This is a genomic window from Pseudomonas entomophila (assembly GCF_023277925.1).
Taxonomy (GTDB): Bacteria; Pseudomonadota; Gammaproteobacteria; order Pseudomonadales; family Pseudomonadaceae; genus Aquipseudomonas; species Aquipseudomonas entomophila_D.
The window spans coordinates 5,701,470-5,722,817 of the sequence record NZ_CP063832.1; the positions used below are offsets into that span (position 1 = coordinate 5,701,470).

Genomic DNA, 21,348 nt, shown 5'->3' on the forward strand with positions numbered 1-21,348 from the left:
ACTGTTCCGGTTGGAGCCGGCTTGCCGGCGAACAAGGCCCGACTGATTGCAGGGCAATCCGATTCAAGGAGTCCCCGGTGGACGAGTACCAGCAGACCATACGCGCACTGTCCGATCGCATCGTCACCGCGCAGACCCCCATCCGCGTACTCGACGCGGTGAAATGGGACGACGGCATCCGCCAGGGCTTTCTCAAGGCCAAGGGCAAGGAGCCTCCGGCGGTGGATCGTGCGTACTACCAGAACCGCCCGTTGTCGTTCGACTCCAGCGCGGTGAAGGCCGAATTCCAGAACATCGAGCGCGACATCACCCGTCAACTCGGCCAGTTCAATCCGGTCGGGCAGATCATGCGGCGCATGTGCAAGGAATACCGCATGGTCGTGCGCATGCTCGAAGCGCGCGGTACCGAGGACTTCGGGCTGATCTCCCAGGAGCTCTACGGCGCCGCCTCCGACGCGTTCCATGCCGGCGACCCGACCCTTGCCGACCTGGGGTTGATGCTCTCGGACTACCTCAACAATATCGACGGCCGTGGCGACCTGAAGGACGAACCGAAGAACCTCACCGCGAAGGAGGCCGTGGAAATCCTCCAGCGCCGCCTGAACAAGGTGTTCGGCGAGGCGGAGGAAACCATCCGCGTGTTCGAGTCAGACGGTATCGTCGCCGATGCCGCGGCCGGCGCCGACTACATCAAGGTGCGCGCCGACGCCATGTTCAATAGCCGTGACGTGCGTGCGCTCGAAGTGCACGAGGGCCTGGTGCATGTCGGTACGACCCTCAACGGCCTGAACCAGCCGATCTGCACCTTCCTCGCCAAGGGCCCGCCCTCGTCCACGGTGACCCAGGAAGGCCTGGCCATTCTCATGGAGGTGATCGCCTTTGCCTCCTACCCCAGCCGCCTGCGCAAGCTGACCAACCGCACCCGCGCCATTCACATGGTGGAGGAGGGCGCCGACTTCATGCAGGTCTACGAGTTCTTCCGGGGCCAGGGCTTCGAGATGGGGCAGAGCTACAGCAATGCCAGCCGGGTGTTCCGGGGTTCGGTGCCCAACGGGCTGCCATTCACCAAGGACTTGTCCTACCTCAAGGGCTTCATCATGGTTTACAACTACATTCAGTTGGCTGTGAAGAAGGGCAAGCTGGAGCAGATCCCTTTGCTGTTCTGCGGCAAGACCACCCTGGAAGACATGCGCACCCTGCGCCAGTTGGTCGAGGAAGGGCTGGTGGAGCCGCCCAAGTACCTGCCGGAGCAGTTCCGCGACCTCAACGCATTGTCGGCGTGGATGTGCTTCTCCAACTTCCTCAACCACCTGAGCCTGGACCGCATTGAAGCCGACTACGCGAACATTCTCTGACGCCTGCCGTCACCTCGCTGTCGGCCTCGGGCTGCTGCTGTTGGGCAGCTGCAGCAGCTTGCTGTTCTACCCCGAGCCCGGGCAGCCGTTCACCCCGGAAAAGGCCCGCCTCCAATACCAGGACCTGACGATTGCCGCCGCGGATGGCACGCGCCTGCACGCCTGGTGGTTGCCGGCGAAGGAGGGTGTCGAGGTCAAGGGCACCGTGCTGCACCTGCATGGAAATGGCGGCAATCTCGCCATGCACCTCGGAGGTAGCTATTGGCTGCCGCAGGAAGGGTATCAAGTGCTGATGCTCGATTACCGTGGTTATGGGCTGTCCCAGGGCAAGGCAACCCTTCCGGCGGTATATGGCGATATCGAGGCGGCGCTGGCGTGGCTCGACAAGGCACCGCAGGTGCAGGGCAAGCCCCTGGTGCTGCTGGGCCAGAGCCTGGGTGGCGCCATGGCCATCCACTACCTGGCGCAGCACCCCGAGCAGCGCCGGCACTTCAGCGCCCTGGTGTTCGATGGCGTACCCGCCAGTTACCGCGCGGTGGGGCGTTATGCCCTCAGTACTTCGTGGATGACCTGGCCGTTGCAGGTGCCGCTGTCCTGGCTGGTGCCCGACGGTGACAGCGCGATCAATTCGATCGAGCGCCTGGACAGCCCGCCAAAGCTGTTTTTCCACAGCATCGATGATCACCTCGTTCCGCTTGAGAACGGCCTGCGCCTGTATCGGCATGCACCACCGCCTCGGGTGTTGCAGTTGACCCGCGGCGATCATGTGCAGACTTTCGCCGACCCGACCTGGCGCCAGGTGATGCTGCGCTTCCTGGATGACCCCACGCATTTCAACGGCCTGCGCCGCCTGGCCGAAGTCCCCAATTACCCTGACGAGAAGAACGCGCAATGAGTGAAGAACGCAACGCCATCCCGCTGATCCTGACCGGTATCGGCAGCATCATCGTGACGGTGGGGACCCTCTGGTACTACGGCTACCTGCATTTCGCCAAGCCACAGGACGCCCTGTTGCTGCAAGACTTCACCATGCTCAAGACCATCCCCGGCGAAGACTACAAGGTGTCGCTGGACCCGGCGGCGCAGGTAGCGCAATGCGTGGAGGGTGTGCTGGTGCTGTTCGACACCCAGCAGAAGGGGCTGACCGGCGTGCTGGTGGACAACCGCAAACGCGCGGTGCGCTGCATGGGGCAGGAGACGCCGCAGCGGGTGCAGTGAATCGGGCGTGTGGTCGCAGAGATGTAACGGTTGCGAGATCGAGCGCCGCCTGCGCGGCGCATCGCGGATGAATCCGCTCCTGCAACCTATCGTCGAGTTTGCTGCCCGGCATGAAAAACCCCGCCATCAAGGCGGGGTTTCTCGTTCAGGTACCAGCGATTACTGGATCTGGCTCACCGTCCGCGGCGCCACCGGCTGGTTGTCGTTGGAGATGGTCACCTCCACCCGACGGTTCTGCGCGCGGCCGGAGTTGCTGGTATTGTCCGCCACCGGGTACTCCTTGCCATAGCCTTGGGCGACGATGCGCGCCGGGTCCACGCCCGCCCGCACCAGCGCCATGCGCACGCTGTTGGCACGACGCTCCGACAGGGTCTGGTTGTAGTTGGCCGAGCCGACGCTGTCGGTGTAGCCCTCGATGATCACCTTGCGCTCCGGGTTCTCCTGGAGGAACTGCGCCAGCTTGGTGATGTTCGGGTAGGCGCTGCCCTTGAGGTTGGCCTTGTTGAAATCGAACAACACGTCACCGAAGGTCACCAGAGTGCCCCGGTCGGTCTGCTTGGCGTTCAGGCTGTCCTGCAACTTCTTGATCTGCGCGTCGCGCGCATCGAGCTTGGCCTGGGCGCGCTGAGCCGCGGCATTTTTCAGCTCGGCTTCGGCGGTGCGCAGGGCGATGGTCTGCTTGGCCACTTCGACACGCTGGTTGGTGAGGTAGGCGAGCTGGTCGACCTTCTTCTCGTTCTCACGCTCCATGTAGGCTTTGTCGGCCTTGTTCAGCCAGTCCTGGGCGTCCTTGGTCTCGAGCGCGGCTACCTTGCTCGACTGTGGGTCGCTCTGCAGGGCGGAGAAATTGGTGCGTGCCGACTCAAGGTTGGCGTTCGGGTCGTGGGAGCAGGCGGCCAGGCCTACGCTCAGGGCCAGCAGGGCGGGAATCATGACGTAGTTGCGCATAGTGTTCATCCTTTGATCTTCAAGAGGGGGGCAGTGGCCGGCAGGCTCATTCAGCGCTGCGCAGGCCTTCCTCACGCACGTCGCGGACACCCTGGCGAGCATCCTGCACGGCTTTCTGGGCCTTGGCCGCCTGGGCCTTGCGCTCGGCGACGCGGGCGTCCCACTCGGCTTGCTCGGCCAGCAGTTTCGCCTGGTCGTACTGCTTGTCATGCATGGCGATCTCGGCCTTCTTGAACTTGTCCTGGGCTGCTTTCATTTCCACCGCCGCGAACTCGGTGCCGCCGGCGCTCACCGCCGAATTGACCGCCGATTGGGTCACGGCGTACTGCTCGGAGGGCGGATTGCCGGCGCAACCGGCCAGCGCCAGGCTGCCACCCAGCGCCAAAGCGGCCAGCTTGAGCCCGCGCAGGTGAGTGGAAGTGGGGTATGCGATGCGGGTCTTCATGAGGGTCAACTCCATGGGGTCACTCCTGTTAACGACGATGTCCGCAGTGGGTCCATCGCTGTTTCCCTGTGCCAAGGCGAGCGCGGCAACGCCTGGGTCCTCAGGGATTTGCCGTGATGGCTATTGGCTGTGACCGAGGCGTTTTTTCAAAGGTTCAGAAAAATTTGCAGGCTGACGATATTTTTTTCTGACTAATCAGTCAGTGCGAAAAGGCTGGAACTTTCGACTGTTGGAGGGGTATCCGAGGCCTGCTGCAGAGGCCTCGGAGGAGCAAGGAGAGGTCAGTGACGCTTGTTCTTTTCCTGGCTGCCAAGGGCTTGCAGATGACGCCTGGAGAGCGCCAGGAAGCGTGGAGTCGGGCCGATGTCCTCGTACAACGGATCACCCTCCTCGTCGGTGGCGATCACCTGCTGGCCCTTGATGTAGGGGAAGCTGGCTTCCAGCTCCTCCAGGGCCGCGGCAACCAGTTCGCCCAGCAGTTCCTCGGGGCTGCGTTTGGGATACATATCGATCAACGCGGCCAGGCGCGCTTCGGCTTCCATGTCCAGGTGCAGGACATGGCGGGTGGGGCTCAGGCGCCCGGCGGCATTCTGTTCCCAGTGCTGGGCGAGTTCGCGAATTTTCATGATGACCTCTGTCAAAGCCTGGAGAGTGGTGTTGCGCTGCATGACCTCCCTTCACTTTAGTTGCTTTGCGCACGTGCGGCTTGCCAGGCGCGGGTGGCGATGGGCACTCTTGGGGCCTGCTGTTTCCTGGAGTGGAGAAGCCCGATGAGCGATATCGATCAGCGCCTGCGTGAGGATGTGCATCTGTTGGGGGAACTGCTCGGCGAGACCATTCGCCAGCAGCATGGCGAGGCGTTCCTGCAGAAGATCGAGGACATCCGCCACAGCGCCAAGGCCGACCGGCGTGGGGAGGGCGAGCAGCTCAGTTCCACCCTCGGCGACCTGGCCGAGGAAGACCTGCTACCCGTGGCGCGGGCGTTCAACCAGTTCCTGAATCTGGCCAACATCGCCGAACAGTACCAGTTGATCCGGCGCCGGGATGCCGACCAGCCGGAGCCCTTCGAGGCCCGTGTGCTTCCCGAGCTGTTGGCGCGCTTGAAAGCGGCCGGGCACGGCAACGATGCCTTGGCCAGGCAACTGGCCAGGCTCGATATCCAGCTGGTGCTCACGGCCCACCCCACGGAGGTGGCACGCCGCACCCTGATCCAGAAGTACGATGCCATCGCCGCGCAACTGGCGGCACAGGATCACCGTGATCTCATCCCCGCTGAACGCCAGCAAGTGCGCGAGCGCCTGCGCCGGCTAATCGCCGAGGCCTGGCACACCGAAGAGATCCGGCGCACCCGGCCCACGCCGGTGGACGAAGCCAAATGGGGTTTCGCGGTGATCGAGCACTCCCTGTGGCAAGCGGTGCCCAGTCACTTGCGCAAGGTCGACAAGGCCCTGTTCGAGGCCACTGGCCTGCGCCTGCCACTGGAGTCGGCACCGGTGCGCTTCGCCTCGTGGATGGGCGGTGATCGCGATGGCAATCCCAACGTGACGGCTGTCGTCACCCGGGAAGTACTGCTATTGGCGCGCTGGATGGCGGCCGACCTGTTCCTGCGCGATATCGATTACCTGGCCGCCGAGCTCTCGATGCAGCAGGCCAGCGATGCCCTTCGCGAGCAAGTCGGCGACAGCGCCGAGCCCTATCGCGCGCTGCTCAAGCAACTGCGCGACCGCCTGCGTGCCACTCGCGCCTGGGCCCATGCCTCGCTGGCCGGCCCGCAAGCGGCCAGTGCCGCGGTGCTGGTGGACAACCGCGAGCTGATCGCGCCGCTGGAGCTTTGTTACCAGTCGCTGCACGCCTGTGGCATGGGCGTGATCGCCGATGGCCCGTTGCTCGACTGTCTGCGGCGGGCGGTGACCTTCGGGTTGTTCCTGGTGCGTCTGGACGTGCGTCAGGACGCCGCCCGACACCGCGACGCGCTGTCTGAGATCACCGATTACCTGGGCCTTGGACGGTACGCCGATTGGGACGAAGAGCGCCGCATCGAGTTCCTCCAGCACGAGCTGAAGAACCGCCGGCCCTTGCTGCCGGCGCACTTCAAGCCGGCTGCCGAGACGGCCGAGGTGCTGGCCACCTGTCGTGAGATCGCGGCTGCGCCGGCCGCTTCGCTGGGCTCTTATGTGATCTCCATGGCCGGCGCGGCTTCAGATGTGCTGGCGGTTCAATTGCTGCTCAAGGAAGCCGGGCTGACCCGGCCGATGCGCGTGGTACCGCTGTTCGAGACCCTGGCCGACCTGGACCACGCCGGGCCGGTGATGGAGCGCTTGCTGGGGTTGCCGGGCTATCGCGCGGGATTGCACGGCCCGCAGGAAGTGATGATCGGCTACTCCGACTCGGCCAAGGATGCCGGCACCACGGCGGCTGCATGGGCCCAGTATCGTGCCCAGGAGAACCTGGTGCGTATCTGCCGTGAGCACCAGGTCGAACTGCTGCTGTTCCATGGCCGTGGTGGCACTGTGGGGCGCGGCGGTGGCCCGGCCCACGCGGCGATCCTGTCGCAGCCGCCAGGCTCGGTGGGAGGCCGTTTCCGCACCACCGAGCAGGGCGAAATGATCCGCTTCAAGTTCGGCCTCCCTGGTATCGCCGAACAGAACCTCAACCTGTACCTTGCCGCCGTGCTGGAGGCGACCCTGCTGCCGCCGCCACCGCCTGAACCTGCATGGCGCGCGCTGATGGACCAATTGGCCGCCGACGGCGTGAAGGCCTACCGCGGCGTGGTGCGGGACAACCCGGACTTCGTCGAGTACTTCCGTCAGTCCACTCCGGAGCAAGAGCTCGGGCGCCTGCCGCTGGGCAGCCGCCCGGCCAAGCGTCGGGCCGGCGGGATCGAGAGTCTGCGGGCGATCCCGTGGATCTTCGGTTGGACTCAGACGCGCCTGATGCTGCCGGCCTGGCTGGGTTGGGAGACCGCGTTGAGCAACGCGCTGGCGCGGGGGCAGGCCGACCTGCTGGCGCAAATGCGTGAGCAGTGGCCGTTCTTCCGCACCCGCATCGACATGCTCGAGATGGTCCTGGCCAAGGCCGACACGCAGATAGCCGAGGCCTACGACGAACGTCTGGTGCAACCGCCGCTGCTACCGTTGGGCGCGCACCTGCGCGACCTATTGTCGCAGTCGTGCCAGGTGGTGCTGGGCTTGACCGGGCAGCAGGTGCTACTGGCGCATAGCCCGGAAACCCTGGAATTCATCCGCCTGCGCAACACCTACCTGGACCCGTTGCACCGCTTGCAGGCCGAGCTGCTGGCCCGTTCTCGCAGCCGCGAAGCCGCTCTGGACAGCCCGTTGGAGCAGGCCTTGCTGGTCACCGTGGCCGGTATCGCCGCCGGTTTGCGCAACACCGGCTGAGTTGCCCAGGAGGTCCGCGCACGTACTGTACCTGCCACTGCCAGGCAGGGCAGGGATGGCTGGTTGCGCCGGGCGCAACCAGCCCCCCGGCGGGCCGCGATTGGCGCGTTCCTGCCACTTTGGGACGCTTGTCGGGGGGGCGGGCGCTGTGTATCTTGAGCAGCCTTTTGACCGATTTTGCGGTCTCGTCCGATTTTCCGGAGTTGGCCTTGTGCGCCGAATCCGTTGATTTGCATAGAAAAATATGAGGAGCACAAGATGCGCGTAATTCTGCTGGGAGCTCCCGGGGCCGGTAAAGGTACTCAGGCAAAGTTCATCACCGAGAAGTTCGGTATTCCCCAGATCTCCACCGGTGACATGCTGCGTGCCGCCGTCAAGGCAGGCACCCCGCTTGGCCTGGAACTCAAGAAAGTCATGGATGCCGGCCAGCTGGTCTCCGACGAGTTGATCATCAGCCTGGTCAAGGAGCGCATCGCCCAGCCTGACTGCGCCAAGGGCTGCCTGTTCGACGGCTTCCCGCGCACCATCCCGCAAGCTGAAGCCATGGTTGCCGCCGGTGTCGACATCGACGCCGTGGTCGAAATCGCCGTGGACGACGAAGAAATCGTCGGCCGCATGGCGGGCCGCCGTGTGCACCTGGCTTCGGGCCGCACCTACCACATTGTCTACAACCCGCCGAAAGTCGAAGGCAAGGACGATGTCACCGGTGAAGAGCTGATCCAGCGTGACGACGACAAGGAAGAGACCGTGCGTCACCGCCTGTCGGTCTACCACAGCCAGACCAAGCCGCTGGTTGACTTCTACCAGAAGCTGTCGGCCGCCAACGCCGGCAAGCCGAAGTACAGCCACATCGAAGGTGTCGGTTCGGTCGAGTCGATCACCGCCAAGGTACTGGCAGCCCTGAGCTGATCCAACACCATGCGTCACGACGGCCCGCTTGCGGGCCGTTGTCGTTTATACTGCCGCTCTTTTTCCCCTGATGCCTGGATACCGCGCTCGATGACCACCCTGCTGGCCCTGGATACCGCCACCGAAGCCTGTTCCGTTGCCCTGCTGCATGATGGCAAGGTAACCAGCCATTACGAGGTGATCCCGCGCATGCATGCGCAGAAACTGCTGCCCATGATCAAGCAGTTGCTGGCCGATGCCGGTGTGGCGTTAAGCGCCGTGGATGCCATCGCGTTTGGTCGTGGACCAGGTGCTTTCACCGGCGTGCGCATCGCCATCGGCGTGGTTCAGGGGTTGGCCTTCGCCCTGGAGCGCCCGGTGTTGCCAGTATCGAACCTGGCCGCCCTGGCCCAGGGCGCGTTGCGCGAGCGTGGCGTGCAGCAGGTGGCAGCGGCCATCGATGCGCGCATGGACGAGGTGTACTGGGGTTGCTACCAGGCCGAGCAGGGCGAGATGCGCTTGGTCGGCCAGGAAATGGTGTTGCCACCGGAGCGTGTCGCGTTGCCAAGCGGGCTGGGCGGCGAGTGGTTCGGCGCCGGTACCGGCTGGGGTTACGCCGAGCGCCTGGCGGCGCAGGTCGGCGCCAGCGATGCGGCTGCGCTGCCCAACGCCCTGGATATCCTCACCTTGGCCACCTGCGCCTGGAACCGAGGCGAGGCCGTCGCCGCCGAGCAGGCGCAACCGGTGTACCTGCGCGATAATGTAGCTACGCCCAAGGCGCGCTGAGGCATTTCGTCGGCTATCGCTGTTCGAGATAAAACCTTTTGCGCGAACTGTGGTCCAGTTATCAGTTCGGGCATTAGCGATGGATCCCTGATGCTGCTAAATTGCCATCATTGATCCTGAGTGCCCAGTCCATGCGTATCGACGGCTTTTCCTCGCAGAGCTACCCCATCAAGCGCGCACCGCGCAAGGCGTCGGTGCGTGACGAAGCCGTCGACGAGGCCGATGCCGAGATCATCGACGAAGTCGAGGTCCAGGTGGCCCGTAGCAAAAGCCGTGGCAGCAACCTGCCAGCCCGCCAGCAGGACCTGATCTTCCCCCGTGCCCGCGACCGGCGTACTTCCACCGCCCTGGCCAGCTACTTGACCACCGCGGGCTTCACCGACTGGGAGATGGAAGTGCTGGGGCTGGACCTGTACATTTGATGGATGATTCCATCCCCCCTCCCTTACTACCTCGGTTGTCCGTCCTGGAGCGAAAACGCCTGGCGCGACTACCTGTACCCCAGCGATTCCCGTCCCACTGAATTCCTTGGCTTGTACAGCCGGGTGTTCAATGCCGTCGAAGGCAACACCACCTTCTATGCCCGTCCTGCGCCCGCCACAGTGGAGCGCTGGGCCCAGGTCATGCCGCCCGGTTTTCGATTTACCGCCAAGTTTCCCGGCGACGTCAGTCATGGGGGCGATCTACGTGCCCAGCTCGATTCGGCAATTGATTTCACCCGTTTGATGGCACCGTTAGGTGAGCGGGTATCGCCTTACTGGCTACAGTTGCCCGCGCAGTTCGGGCCGGCGCGCATGGGCGAACTGGCTTATTTTCTCGACGAGATCGGCGTGCCGGTGGCCGTGGAGGTGCGTAACGATGCGTTCTTCGCCCGGGGCGATGAAGAGCGCCAGCTCAATCGGCTGCTGCATGAGCGAGGCGTCGAGCGTATCTGCCTGGACCCGCGCGCCTTGTTCAGTTGCGTCTCGCGTGATCCCGGTGTGCTGCATGCCCAGGCCAAGAAACCCAAGGTGCCACCGCGCCCTTGCGCCTTCAGCCAACACCCACAGGTGCGCTTCATCGGCCACCCTGAGCTGGCAGCCAACGAAACTTTCCTCACCCCTTGGGTCGACAAGGTTGCGGCCTGGATCGAGGAGGGGCGTAGCCCATACATGTTCTTGCATACCTCGGACAACCGCCTGGCCGCCGCCCTGGCCCAGCACTTCCATCAGCGCCTGATGGCGCGCTTGCCTGGGTTGGCCGGGTTGCCGGAATTGCCACGCGCGCCAGAGGTCGAACAACTAGGGCTACTGTGACCACACTGTTGATTTGCCGGAGGTTGGACCATGGATGTGCAAACCCTGCGAGCCGAGGCCTTCAAGGCGCTGCATGAGCGTGAGGGCGCGTTCGTCATCCCCAACCCGTGGGATGCCGGCTCCGCCAAGTTGTTGGCGAGCCTGGGCTTCGAGGCACTGGCCAGTACCAGTGCGGGCCTGGCGTTCAGCCTGGGGCGACCGGATGCGGAAGGCGCCCTGACTCTCGATGAAACCCTCGTTAACGCCCAGTCGATTGTCGACGCCACGCCTTTGCCAGTGGCGGCGGACCTGGAGAATGGCTTCGCCGACCTGCCCGAGGAGTGTGCCCAGGCTATTCTGCGCGCCGCTGAGGTGGGCTTGGTTGGCGGCTCGATCGAAGATGCCAGCGGCCGGAGCGATGCGCCCATCTACGACTTCGAGCTGTCCGTGGCCCGGATGCGCGCCGCCGTGCAGGCCGCACGCAGTCTGTCGTTCCCCTTTACCCTCTGTGCCCGCGCCGAAAACCTGCTGCATGGGCGTCTGGACCTGGACGACACCATCAAGCGCTTACAGGCCTATGCCGAAGCCGGTGCCGATGTGTTGTACGCACCTGGCCTGCGCAGCGTCGATGAAATCCGTGCGGTGGTCCAGGCGGTGGCGCCGAAGCCGGTGAATGTGCTGATGGGCATGCCGGGTGTGGCGCTGAGCGTGAACCAGTTGCAGGATCTGGGAGTGCGGCGCATCAGTGTGGGTTCGTCACTGGCGCGCGCCGCCTTGGGCGCATTCCAGCGAGCGGCGCAGGAAATCCGCGAACAGGGTACGTTTGCCTATGGTGAGCAGGCCTTGCCATTCGCCGAACTCAACGAACTGTTTCGCCGTTGAGGCAGTGGCGCTCAGGCCTGCACGCGAACGTTGTTGAGTACCACCGGGCGCGCCCAGTGGGTATCGAACTCCAGTTCGTTCTGTTGCTTGGCGAGGGTGGGCGCGTCGAAAGGTTCCGGTGCCGGGTCGAGCAGGTTCATCTCGAATTCGGCGATTGGGAGGAACAAGGGGCGGGGCGAGGGCGCCGGGCCGGGTTCGGGAAGCGGGTGCCCTTGATTCATGACCACCGGGCGCAACCAGCTGTTGTTCAAGTCGAGCTGGCGTTGCTGTTCGATTAGTTCAACCGTGCTGTAGGGCTCCGGAGCGGGCTCCAGCAGATTGGCTTCGAGCTCCGCCTTGGGCAGGAACAGGGGCTCGGGTGGGGTCACCTCGGTGTCCTGCACCGGCAGGGCACGCTGGGCGTCGATCAGGGCCAGGGCCTTGGCACCGCCGATGGGCTCGCCGCTCTGCTCGTCGTATTGCACCAACGCCTTGCTGAAGCTGTCGGTTACATCCCCTTGCTGCTCAGCCATGGCGCGGGCGAAGAAATCCTGCCACAGGTGGCTGACGCCACCCAGTGCCTGGGTATTCTGCCGACCGTAGTTGCCGACGGGCGACAGGTAGGTCAAGCCGATGGGGAGAGTATCTGACATGGCAGTCGCGCGCGTTGTGCTCTGGCAGAATAGCGGATACTGCGTGTATCGGCCGTGGCCGTGGTTTCATTAATTTTTTTCGAGTGCGGGAACGGATGGCAGAGCAAGAGCAGGGCACAGGTATCAGGGTCGAGGCGTTGGCCCCGGAGTTCCAGGCGCAGGCCCAGGCATGGGCGCAGCGGTTGGGCTTGCCGATGATCGACGAGAAGGCCGGTTTTGCCGTGCAGGTTGGCGTCGATGGCCTGCAGGTCCAGCAGTTGGGGCCACAGGCGCCCGGGCCGGTGCGGGTGGATTTCGTCGAGGGGCAGGCGGCGCATCGTCGGCTGTACGGTGGTGGCAGTGGGCAGATGATTGCCAAGGCGGTCGGTATCGCCCAGGGCGTTCGCCCGCAGGTGCTGGATGCCACCGCAGGGCTCGGCAAGGATGCGTTCGTGCTGGCCAGCCTGGGCTGCCAGATGACCCTGATCGAGCGCCAGCCGTTGATTGCCGCGCTGCTGGAGGACGGGTTGGCGCGGGCGCGGGGTGACCTTGAGGTGGGTGGGATTGTCGAGCGCATGCGCTTGCTGACGGGTAATGCCATCGAGCGCATGCGCGCTTGGGAGGGCGAGGCGCCGCAGGTGATCTACCTGGACCCGATGTTTCCGCATCGGGACAAGAGTGCCTTGGTGAAGAAGGAAATGCGGGTGTTCAGGCCCTTGGTCGGAGATGACCTGGACGCGCCGGCTCTGCTCGAGGCGGCTCTGTCACTGGCATCGCACCGGGTGGTGGTCAAGCGGCCGCGCAAGGCGCCGATCATCGAGGGGGTGAAGCCAAGTCACAGCCTGGAGGGGAAATCGAGTCGGTACGATATCTATCCCAAGAAGGCGTTGAAGGGTTGAGGTTGTTGGGCGGCCTCTGATCGCATGGTGACGACGAGGGGGGTGACAGCCTGCAGCGTTCTGAAATCGAGCGCCGCCCGTGCGGTGCCCCCACCTGACTTACGCCCTGCGCCAAGGCTGGCAACCATGGCCTCGTAGGTGCGGCGCGTTGCAAAAATGTAGGAGCGGATTCATCCGCGATGCGCCGCCCGGGCGGCGCTCGATCTCAAACCAGCATCCGGGACCCCGCTACGGCTACCACCAGAAGCCCGATCGCCAGGTTGACCCCCACCATTCGCCGAATCCGCCCCAGCACCCCGGCCCCCGCCGCCCAATCCTCAGCCTGCACCGCCGCCCGCAACTCCGGCAGCAGCAGCGACTGGATCCGCATGAACAATGCGAACATCACGATCCCGCCACCGATCATCACCTGCACATACCGAGGAGCCGTCTCGAACCCGGCAAAGCGCAGGTGGATCATGCCCACCCCGCTGACAGCCAGCACCGCCACCGCCAGCCAGACCCATCTGAAGAAGCGCTGGAGAACCTCCACCCACAGCCGCAACCGTGCCGGCCCGTCCAGCGCCGCGACCGTGGCTGGGCGCAGCACCAGCCAGGCGAAGAACATCCCGCCGACCCAGACCAGGGCGGCAAGCAAGTGCAAGGTGTAGGGCAGGGCAAAGGCGAGCATCCGGATCTCCATGCGGCACAAAGGGCAATAGCGGGGTATGATAGCCGGCCCATGCGAAACACTGAAAATATATCCAGCCCTCCGGGCGCCTGCAGACCATGATCAGCAACGAACTCAAAGCCACCATCCAGGGCGCTTATTCGCGTTTCCTCGAAGCCAAAAGCCTCAAGCCACGCTACGGCCAGCGCCTGATGATCGCCGAAGTCGCCAAGGTGCTCGGCGACATCGCCTGCGACGACGAAGGGCGCCGCGCCAGCGAGCCCGCCGTGGTGGCGGTGGAGGCCGGTACCGGTACCGGCAAAACGGTCGCCTACAGCCTGGCCGCGATTCCCGCCGCCAAGGCAGCGGGCAAGCGCCTGGTGATCGCCACCGCGACCGTGGCTTTGCAGGAGCAGATCGTGTTCAAGGACCTGCCCGATCTGATGCGCAACAGCGGGCTGAACTTCAGCTTCGCCCTGGCCAAGGGGCGGGGGCGCTACCTGTGCCTCTCCAAGCTGGACATCCTGCTGCAGGAAGGCCACGCGCAGTCAGCCACCGCCCAGCTATTCGAGGAGGAAGGCTTTCACATCGAGGTCGATGAGCGCAGCCAGAAGCTGTTCAACAGCATGATCGAGAAGCTCGCTGGCAATCGCTGGGATGGCGACCGCGACAGTTGGTCCGAAGCCATCGAGGACCAGGACTGGGCACGCCTGACCACCGACCACAGCCAGTGCACCGGCCGGCACTGCCCGAACTTCCAGCAGTGCGTGTTCTACAAGGCCCGCGAAGGCATGGGCAAGGTCGATGTGATCGTCACCAACCACGACATGGTCCTGGCCGACCTCGCCCTCGGCGGCGGTGCCGTGCTGCCCGACCCGCGCGACACGATGTACGTGTTCGATGAAGGCCATCACCTGCCAGACAAGGCCATTGGCCACTTCGCTCACTATTCGCGCCTGCGTTCCACCGCCGACTGGCTGGAGCAGACCGCCAAGAACCTCACCAAGCTGTTGGCCCAGCACCCGTTGCCAGGCGACCTGGGCCGGTACATCGAGCAGGTGCCGGAGCTGGCCCGCGAAGTGCGCACGCAACAGCAGTTCATGTTCACCCTGTGCGAGCAGGTTGCCGACTTCCGCGCCGGCGAGGACATGGAGGGGCGTGACCGCCCACGCTATCGCTTCGAAGGTGGTGTGGTACCCGAGCAGATCCGCGAAGTCGGTATCGAGCTGAAAAAAGGCTTCGCCCGCCTCAACGACCTGTTCACGCGCCTGGCCGACCTGCTCAAGGAAGGCATGGACGGCGAGAACAACATCGGTATCGCCAGCCACCAGGCCGAAGAGTGGTACCCACTGTTCGGTAGCCTGGTGACACGTGCCCAGGGCAACTGGGAGCTGTGGACCGCCTTCACCGCCGAGGACCCGGAAGATAGCCCGCCCATGGCCCGCTGGCTCACCCTGGCCGAATCTGGCGCGTTGTTCGATATCGAGGTCAACGCCAGCCCGATCCTCGCCGCCGAGATGTTGCGCAAAAGCCTATGGAGCGTTGCCCATGGAGCCCTGGTCACCTCGGCGACGCTCACCGCGTTGGGCAAGTTCGACCGTTTCCGCATGCGTTCGGGCCTGCCCCGCGACGCGGTCACCTGCGTGGTGCCCAGCCCGTTCGTGCATGGTGACGCTGGCCTGTTGCGGGTGCCCGACCTCGGCGCCGATCCGCGGGACGCCACTGCCCACACGGCGGCAATCATTCGTGAACTGCCGAACATCGTCGAGCAGGCCCGTGGCGCGCTGGTGCTGTTCTCTTCGCGCAAGCAGATGCAGGATGTGTTCGACGGCCTGGACCGCGACTGGCGCAAGCTGGTGCTGATCCAGGGCAACCTCTCCAAGCAGGAAACACTCAACAAGCACAAGGCGCGGGTCGACGACGGCCAGCACAGCGTGCTGTTCGGTCTCGCCAGCTTCGCCGAAGGGGTCGACCTGCCCGGTGCTTATTGCGAGCACGTGGTCATCGCCAAGATTCCCTTCGCCGTGCCCGACGACCCGGTCGAGGCGGCCCTTGCCGAATGGATCGAGGCCCGTGGCGGCAACCCGTTCATGGAGATCGCCGTGCCCGACGCCTCGCTGCGCCTGATCCAGGCCTGCGGACGCCTGCTGCGCACCGAGCAGGACCGAGGCGTCATCACCTTGCTCGATCGGCGCCTGGTCACCCAGCGCTACGGCAAGGCTATCCTCAATGCACTCCCGCCCTTCCGGCGGGAAATCAGCTGACGGCCGGAGTATTGCGCACCGGCACGTTGTCAAAATCCGGTCGTGAGCCCAGCAGGGCTCTGAAGGAGAGCAACCGCCCCATGATTCGCCGTACCCTGCCTGCCTTGCTTACCCTGTTGTTCAGTGCCCCTTTGCTGGCCGGGCAACAGACGCTGTTCAGTTTTGTCCGCCCTGCCTCGGTCGTGAACGTGACGACTCAAGATGCCGGGATGCCGCAGTACAACGCGGAACAGACAGCCGAAGGCGAGGCGTTGCGGCGCGTGGTGTTCAATCCGGTGGCGCAACCGACGTTGCGCCTGAGCCCCCAGAGCGGAGCCTGGGATTGGTCTGGCGTCCAGGCCCTCACCCTACGTCTGCAAAGCGCCATGGACTGGGCCCTGACCGTCGATGTGACCGTGCAGAGCAGCGACGGTCGCACGCTCACCAGCCGCATCGACCTGCCGGCGGGGCCTGCGCAGACCGTGATGATTCCGCTCAAGGCCAGTTCGTCGCTGAGCCAGGGGATGCGTGCCGGGCCTCCCATGCCTTGGAGCTTCGAAGGGCAACGCCTGCTGCTGGCCAGCAGTGCGGGGGACGCCGATCTCACGCAAGTCACCTCGATCAGCCTGAGTATCCCCAACCCCAAGGTGGCTCAGAGCCTGCTGATCGAAAAGGTCGGTTTGCAGGACGATGACTTGGCATTCAAGGCGGCTTATAGCGAGCTGATCGACGTCTATGGCCAGTCCACCCGTGCGCGGTGGCCGGAGAAGATCGCCAGCGACGATCAGCTCAAGGCCGCCGACAACCGTGAACAATCTATGCTTAAGCGCTGGCTGGCCGAGCGGGACAAGCAGGGGCTGGACCCTTATGGCGGTCTGCTGGCTGGGCCGGCGTTCGAGGCCAAGGGGTTCTTCCGCACCGAAAAGCGCGAAGGGCGCTGGTACCTGGTCACACCTGACGGTCACCCGTTCTACTCGCTGGGGGTCAATGCCGTGGCCGCCGATGGTGGCCGCACCTACGTGGCGGGTCGTGAAGGCATGTTCAAGGCCTTGCCGGGAGAGGGCGACGCATTCGCTGCTTACTATGGCGAGGGCAACAACGACGATGGCAATGCCTCGTCGCAGGGGCGCAACTTCAAGCAGGGGCGCTGGTTCGACTTCTATGCGGCCAATCTGCAGCGCACCTATGGCCAGCCCTGTGCACCAGGCGCCCAATGCCCGCCTCTGGCATTCGATGCGCAACGCTGGCAGGGGCATACTCTCGACCGCCTGCAGGCTTGGGGCTTCAATACCCTCGGCAACTGGAGCGACCCAGCCTTCGCTCAGGTCAAACGCATGCCCTACACGCTACCGCTGGCGATCGTCGGCGACTACGCCAGTATCAGCACCGGCATGGACTGGTGGGGGCGTATGCCTGACCCATTCGACCCACGTTTTGCCATGGCCACCGAGCGTGCCGTGGCCATCGCCGCCCGTGACCACCGCGACGACCCCTGGCTGATCGGCTACTTCGCCGACAACGAACTGGCTTGGGCCGCGCCGGGCGACGATCCCAAAGCCCGCTATGGCCTGGCATATGGCACCTTGCGCCTGACTACTGACGTGCCCGCCAAGCGTGCCTTCCTCAAGCAGTTGCGCGACAAGTACCGCAACCAGGAAGGGTTGTCCAAGGCCTGGGGCATCGAATTGACGGCTTGGGAACTGATGGAAGACCCGGGCTTCGAGGCACCGTTGCCCAACCCGGAGCATCCGGAAATCGAGCGTGACTATCAGTATTTCCAACAGGTATTCGCCGAGACCTACTTCAAGACCATCTCCGATGCGCTGAAATGGCATGCGCCCAACCACATGCTGCTGGGGGGGCGCTATGCGGTGAGCACGCCCGAAGCCGTCAAGGCCTGTGCCGAGTTCTGCGATGTGCTGAGTTTCAACTTCTATACCCTCAAGCCCCAGGACGGCTATGACTTCGCCCGCCTGGCCGAGCTGGACAAGCCGGTACTGGTTTCGGAGTTCCAGTTCGGCTCCCGTGACCGTGGCCCGTTCTGGCCGGGCCCGGTGGAGGTCGCGCGTGAGGAGGACCGTGGCCCGGCCTACGCCAACTTCCTCAAGGCCGCCTTGGCCCAACCAATGATCGTGGGTGTTCATTGGTTCCAGTACCTCGACCAACCCGCCAGCGGCCGCCTGCTCGATGGCGAGAATGGCCACCTGGGGTTGGTGGCCATTACCGACGTGGCGTATCCGGGGTTTGTCGAGGCGGTCCGCCGGAGCAACCTGCAGGCCATCGGTCAGTGGCGCGACACGCTGGGCAAACCCAGCCACTGAGCGAGTCCGGGGGCGTCACGCCCTCGGATTGTCGACTTTTCTTCATGACCATCCAGCCACATTCAGTTTGCAAAACGGCGAACTGCTGAAACAATGCACGCTTTTGCACGTTAGGTCGTACGGAGAGCAGTCGGGTGCAGATCCAGGGTCACTATGAGCTGAAGTTCGAGGCGGTGCGCGATGCTTTCGCCGCGTTGTTCGAGGATCCCCAGGAGCGTGGTGCGGCGTTGTGCATCCAGGTTGGCGGGGAAACCGTGGTGGACCTGTGGGCCGGCAGCGCCGACAAGGACGGCCGCGAGGCATGGCACAGCGACACCATCGCCAACCTGTTTTCCTGCACCAAGACCTTCGCCGCCGTCACCGCCCTGCAACTGGTGGGTGAGGGCAAGCTGGCCCTCGACGCCCCCGTGGCCCGCTACTGGCCGGAGTTCGCCCAGGCCGGCAAGGGCACCATCACCCTGCGCCAGCTGCTCAGCCATCGCGCCGGCGTGCCGGCGATTCGCCAATTGCTGCCGGCCGAAGCGCTGTATGACTGGCAGGCGATGGTCGATGCCCTGGCTGCCGAGACGCCCTGGTGGACGCCTGGCACCGAGCATGGCTACGCCGCTATCACCTATGGCTGGTTGATCGGTGAGCTGATCCGACGCGCTGATGGTCGTGGCCCGGGCGAGTCCATTGTGGCCCGCACCGCCCGGCCGCTGGGGCTGGACTTCCATGTCGGCCTGGCGGACGAAGAGTTTCATCGCGTGGCGCACATCGCCCGCGGCAAGGGCAACCCGGGCGACGCCGCTGCGCAGCGCCTGCTGCAGGTGACGATGCGCGAGCCCGAGGCACTGTCGACCCGCGCCTTCACCAACCCGCCGGCCATCCTGACCAGCACCAACAAGCCGGAGTGGCGGCGCATGCAGCAACCCGCAGCCAATGGCCATGGCAATGCGCGCAGCCTGGCGGGTTTCTACGCCGGCTTGCTTGATGGCAGCCTGCTGGAATCCGAACTGCTCGACGAACTGACCCGCGAACACAGCCTGGGCCAGGACCGTACCTTGCTGACCCAGACGCGTTTTGGCCTGGGCTGCATGCTCGACCAGCCCGATGTGGCCAATGCCACCTTCGGCCTCGGCAGCCGGGCCTTCGGCCACCCAGGCGCCGGTGGCTCGGTCGGGTTCGCCGACCCAGAACATGACGTGGCCTTCGGTTTCGTCACCAACACGCTAGGCCCTTACGTGCTGATGGACCCGCGCGCCCAACAATTGGTGCAAGTTCTTGGCCGCTGCCTTTGATCGGGTCATGCGGGTATTGCCCGGGCCCTTTGACTATCCTCAATGCCAACGCCTGATGCGTGTGGGCAAAATTTCTTTCAATTTCATGGTGTATCACTGATGTCTTCACATAAAACCTTAGCACTTGCCCTGTGCCTGACCATGACCGGCTGTGCCAGCCACTCACAGGATGCCTCCAAAGAGGGCAGCCTTAGCTGGTGGCCCTTTGGTTCCGACAAGGTCGCCGAACAGGAAGTGAAGGCCGCCGTGACCGAGAACGTGGCCAAGGCCGACGCCAAGTCCGAAAGCAGCAGCCGCTGGTGGTGGCCGTTTGGTGTCGAGGAGAAGAAGCCTGCAGCCGCCACCGTACCGAAGATTGACCAGAAGGCTACCCAGGCCTGGTTGGACCAATACGAACCCAAGGTGCGCGAAGCCATCAAGGGCAGCAAGCTCGAACTCGAGCGCCGCGAGGATGTGCTGGCAGTAACCATCCCGGTGGACAGCGCGTACAACCCGGATCGCCCGAACATGCTGCTGCCGATCACTCTTGGTCCGATCACCCAGGTGGCCAAGGTCATTGAAACCGACACCAAGACGGCGGTGCTGATCCTCGGCCATGGCGACAGCAGCGGCGCCACCGTTGCCACCCAGAAGCTCAGCCTCGAGCGCGCCGCTTCGGTGTCGGCGATCTTCCGCCTCAGTGGCCTGCAGCGTGATCGCCTGATGCTCAAGGGCATGGGCTCGCAAATGCCGCGTGCCGCCAACGACAGCAAGGAAGGCCGTGCTCTGAACCGTCGCGTCGAGATGCTGCTGACGCCGCAGAACACCATGGTCGCCCTGTTGGCCAAGTACCAGCAGGCTGCGCCGACGCCGGCCCCGGCATCGATGGTGGCCACCCAGGAAACCAAGGCACCTGCGGCCGCCAAGCCTGCTGTGAAGGCCGCTGCCAAGCCTGCGGCGAAGAAGCCTGCCGCCAAGGCCAAGCCCAGCACTACTGCGAAGAAGAAAGCCGCTCCGGCCAAGCCCGCCGCGAAGAAGGCCGCCACCGACAAGAAAGTCGCCGCCAACAGCCCTGCGAAGACCAACTGATCGTCAAGGAAACGCAGTCATGACCCAATCCCTGGCCGATATGCGCCGCGACTACACCCGTGATGGCCTGGCCGAAGCCCAGGCCCCGGGGGAGCCGTTCGCGCTGTTTCACCAATGGTTCGCCGACGCGGTGAAGACCGAGCAACTGCCGGTGGAAGCCAACGCCATGACATTGGCCACGGTGGATGCCGATGGCCGTCCGCATTGTCGGGTGCTGTTGCTCAAGGCCCTCGATGCGCGGGGGTTTACCTTCTTCACCAACTACGAAAGCGCCAAGGGCCAGCACATCGCGGCCAATCCGTTCGCCGCCATGACGTTCTTCTGGCCGGCGCTGGAGCGTCAGGTGCGTATCGAAGGTCGGGTGGAGAAGGTTACGGCCAAAGAGTCGGACGACTACTACCAGGTGCGCCCCATGGGTAGCCGCCTGGGGGCCTGGGCGTCGCCGCAGAGCCGGGTGATTGCTGGCCGTGAGGAACTGGAGGGGCTGGTCAAGGCTACCGAAGCGCGTTTCTCCGACACGCAACCCCATTGTCCCGAGCATTGGGGCGGTTACCGCCTGTTGCCGGAGCGTATCGAGTTCTGGCAGGGGCGGGCCAGTCGCTTGCATGATCGGTTGAACTATCGCCTGGTCGATGGCCAATGGCAGCGCGAGCGCCTGGCCCCTTGAGTCAGGCGGGCCGCTGTGCGGCCTTCGCCGGCAAAGCCGGCTCCTACAGATCAGATTGGCAACGCGTCCCCTGTAGCAGCCGGCTTTGCCGGCGAAGGGCTGCAACGCAGCCCCCGTTTCACCGATACCCCGCCGACTCCCGCTCCAGCCACGCCGCCAGCTCCTTGCGTCCAACTTTCTCCGCCCGCGCTCGCTGCAACAACCCAAGCATGTATTCGCGCTTGCCCGGATCATCTCCCGCCATCGACAACGCCAGGTCGCGGTCCATCCAGCGGCGCATGCGCACGTACAGCCACCAATGGAAATACAGGCCCGTGGCGGTCACGATGACGACGATGAAGTAATCCATGGCTATCCTTGGTCCAACGTTTGAGCCAGCTTCACAGCCCGTTATGGCTGTACCTGAGCTGAATGAG

Annotated in this window: 21 protein-coding genes; 15 read left to right on the forward strand and 6 right to left on the reverse strand. The window is 64.5% G+C overall.

Translation table 11 applies throughout. The annotated features are described in order from the left end of the window. Nucleotides 1-77: 77 nt before the first annotated feature. The 3 genes from IM733_RS25265 to IM733_RS25275 are packed head-to-tail and all read left to right on the forward strand — an operon-like array spanning nt 78 to nt 2,573. Nucleotides 78-1,355, forward strand: a complete 1,278-nt coding sequence (locus IM733_RS25265; RefSeq protein ID WP_248918962.1) for a flavohemoglobin expression-modulating QEGLA motif protein — start codon at nt 78-80, stop codon at nt 1,353-1,355. After that, complete coding sequence (locus IM733_RS25270) at nt 1,327-2,250, forward strand: alpha/beta hydrolase (RefSeq protein ID WP_248918963.1); 924 nt, start codon at nt 1,327-1,329, stop codon at nt 2,248-2,250. Before IM733_RS25265 ends, IM733_RS25270 begins: the two co-directional genes overlap by 29 nt. Then, the gene (locus IM733_RS25275) at nt 2,247-2,573 is read left to right on the forward strand and encodes a hypothetical protein (protein WP_248918964.1); all 327 of its coding nucleotides are present in this window, start codon (nt 2,247-2,249) and stop codon (nt 2,571-2,573) included. The genes IM733_RS25270 and IM733_RS25275 overlap by 4 nt, the downstream gene beginning before the upstream one ends. A gap of 159 nt (nt 2,574-2,732) precedes the next feature. Here IM733_RS25275 and IM733_RS25280 read toward each other — a convergent pair whose 3' ends face one another. The 3 genes from IM733_RS25280 to IM733_RS25290 form a co-directional block, all read right to left on the reverse strand. After that, the gene (locus tag IM733_RS25280) at nt 2,733-3,521 is read right to left on the reverse strand and encodes an OmpA family protein (protein ID WP_011532570.1); all 789 of its coding nucleotides are present in this window, start codon (nt 3,519-3,521) and stop codon (nt 2,733-2,735) included. 46 nt (nt 3,522-3,567) lie between these two features. Continuing rightward, nucleotides 3,568-3,981 carry a DUF4398 domain-containing protein gene (locus IM733_RS25285; RefSeq protein WP_248918965.1) on the reverse strand — a complete coding sequence of 138 codons (414 nt, stop codon included), beginning with the start codon at nt 3,979-3,981 and terminating at the stop codon, nt 3,568-3,570. Nucleotides 3,982-4,247: 266 nt separating this feature from the next. Further along, a complete protein-coding gene (locus IM733_RS25290; protein ID WP_248918966.1) occupies nt 4,248-4,592 on the reverse strand; it encodes a pilin assembly protein in 345 nt (114 codons plus the stop codon). A 144-nt stretch (nt 4,593-4,736) separates the two neighbouring features. Between IM733_RS25290 and ppc the strand changes: the two genes are divergently transcribed. The 6 genes from ppc to IM733_RS25320 all read left to right on the forward strand — a co-directional run bounded on the left by ppc (nt 4,737) and on the right by IM733_RS25320 (nt 11,194). Further along, complete coding sequence (ppc, locus tag IM733_RS25295; protein WP_248918967.1) at nt 4,737-7,364, forward strand: phosphoenolpyruvate carboxylase; 2,628 nt, start codon at nt 4,737-4,739, stop codon at nt 7,362-7,364. A 258-nt stretch (nt 7,365-7,622) separates the two neighbouring features. Further along, on the forward strand, nt 7,623-8,273 hold the full coding sequence (gene adk, locus IM733_RS25300; RefSeq protein ID WP_248918968.1) for an adenylate kinase: 651 nt from the start codon (nt 7,623-7,625) through the stop codon (nt 8,271-8,273). Nucleotides 8,274-8,363: 90 nt separating this feature from the next. Then, complete coding sequence (gene tsaB, locus IM733_RS25305) at nt 8,364-9,038, forward strand: tRNA (adenosine(37)-N6)-threonylcarbamoyltransferase complex dimerization subunit type 1 TsaB (RefSeq protein ID WP_248918969.1); 675 nt, start codon at nt 8,364-8,366, stop codon at nt 9,036-9,038. Nucleotides 9,039-9,169: 131 nt separating this feature from the next. After that, nucleotides 9,170-9,460 carry a hypothetical protein gene (locus tag IM733_RS25310; protein WP_011532576.1) on the forward strand — a complete coding sequence of 97 codons (291 nt, stop codon included), beginning with the start codon at nt 9,170-9,172 and terminating at the stop codon, nt 9,458-9,460. Nucleotides 9,461-9,463: 3 nt separating this feature from the next. Beyond that, complete coding sequence (locus IM733_RS25315; RefSeq protein WP_248918970.1) at nt 9,464-10,333, forward strand: DUF72 domain-containing protein; 870 nt, start codon at nt 9,464-9,466, stop codon at nt 10,331-10,333. Nucleotides 10,334-10,363: 30 nt separating this feature from the next. Beyond that, a complete protein-coding gene (locus IM733_RS25320) occupies nt 10,364-11,194 on the forward strand; it encodes an isocitrate lyase/PEP mutase family protein (protein ID WP_248918971.1) in 831 nt (276 codons plus the stop codon). 11 nt (nt 11,195-11,205) lie between these two features. On the opposite strand, the gene IM733_RS25325 is transcribed toward IM733_RS25320, so the two are convergent. Next, nucleotides 11,206-11,826: an energy transducer TonB gene (locus IM733_RS25325; protein WP_248918972.1), complete on the reverse strand. Its 621-nt coding sequence runs from the start codon at nt 11,824-11,826 to the stop codon at nt 11,206-11,208. Nucleotides 11,827-11,921: 95 nt separating this feature from the next. On the opposite strand from IM733_RS25325, the gene IM733_RS25330 reads away from it, so the two are divergent. After that, nucleotides 11,922-12,704: a class I SAM-dependent methyltransferase gene (locus tag IM733_RS25330; RefSeq protein WP_248918973.1), complete on the forward strand. Its 783-nt coding sequence runs from the start codon at nt 11,922-11,924 to the stop codon at nt 12,702-12,704. Nucleotides 12,705-12,909: 205 nt separating this feature from the next. On the opposite strand, the gene IM733_RS25335 is transcribed toward IM733_RS25330, so the two are convergent. Next, entirely contained in the window at nt 12,910-13,374 is a 465-nt protein-coding gene (locus IM733_RS25335; protein WP_248918974.1) for a CopD family protein, read from the reverse strand. A gap of 98 nt (nt 13,375-13,472) precedes the next feature. On the opposite strand from IM733_RS25335, the gene dinG reads away from it, so the two are divergent. From dinG to pdxH, 5 genes are all read left to right on the forward strand, one after another. After that, nucleotides 13,473-15,617 carry an ATP-dependent DNA helicase DinG gene (dinG, locus tag IM733_RS25340; protein ID WP_248918975.1) on the forward strand — a complete coding sequence of 715 codons (2,145 nt, stop codon included), beginning with the start codon at nt 13,473-13,475 and terminating at the stop codon, nt 15,615-15,617. An 80-nt stretch (nt 15,618-15,697) separates the two neighbouring features. Beyond that, nucleotides 15,698-17,917 carry a beta-galactosidase gene (locus tag IM733_RS25345; RefSeq protein ID WP_248918976.1) on the forward strand — a complete coding sequence of 740 codons (2,220 nt, stop codon included), beginning with the start codon at nt 15,698-15,700 and terminating at the stop codon, nt 17,915-17,917. Nucleotides 17,918-18,051: 134 nt separating this feature from the next. Continuing rightward, nucleotides 18,052-19,197, forward strand: a complete 1,146-nt coding sequence (locus IM733_RS25350) for a serine hydrolase domain-containing protein (protein ID WP_248918977.1) — start codon at nt 18,052-18,054, stop codon at nt 19,195-19,197. A 99-nt stretch (nt 19,198-19,296) separates the two neighbouring features. After that, nucleotides 19,297-20,265, forward strand: coding sequence for an OmpA family protein (locus IM733_RS25355; protein ID WP_248918978.1), 969 nt, complete (start codon nt 19,297-19,299; stop codon nt 20,263-20,265). Nucleotides 20,266-20,284: 19 nt separating this feature from the next. After that, nucleotides 20,285-20,932, forward strand: a complete 648-nt coding sequence (gene pdxH, locus IM733_RS25360; protein ID WP_248918979.1) for a pyridoxamine 5'-phosphate oxidase — start codon at nt 20,285-20,287, stop codon at nt 20,930-20,932. A gap of 118 nt (nt 20,933-21,050) precedes the next feature. Here pdxH and IM733_RS25365 read toward each other — a convergent pair whose 3' ends face one another. After that, nucleotides 21,051-21,281, reverse strand: coding sequence for a hypothetical protein (locus tag IM733_RS25365; RefSeq protein WP_248918980.1), 231 nt, complete (start codon nt 21,279-21,281; stop codon nt 21,051-21,053). Nucleotides 21,282-21,348 lie beyond the last annotated feature (67 nt).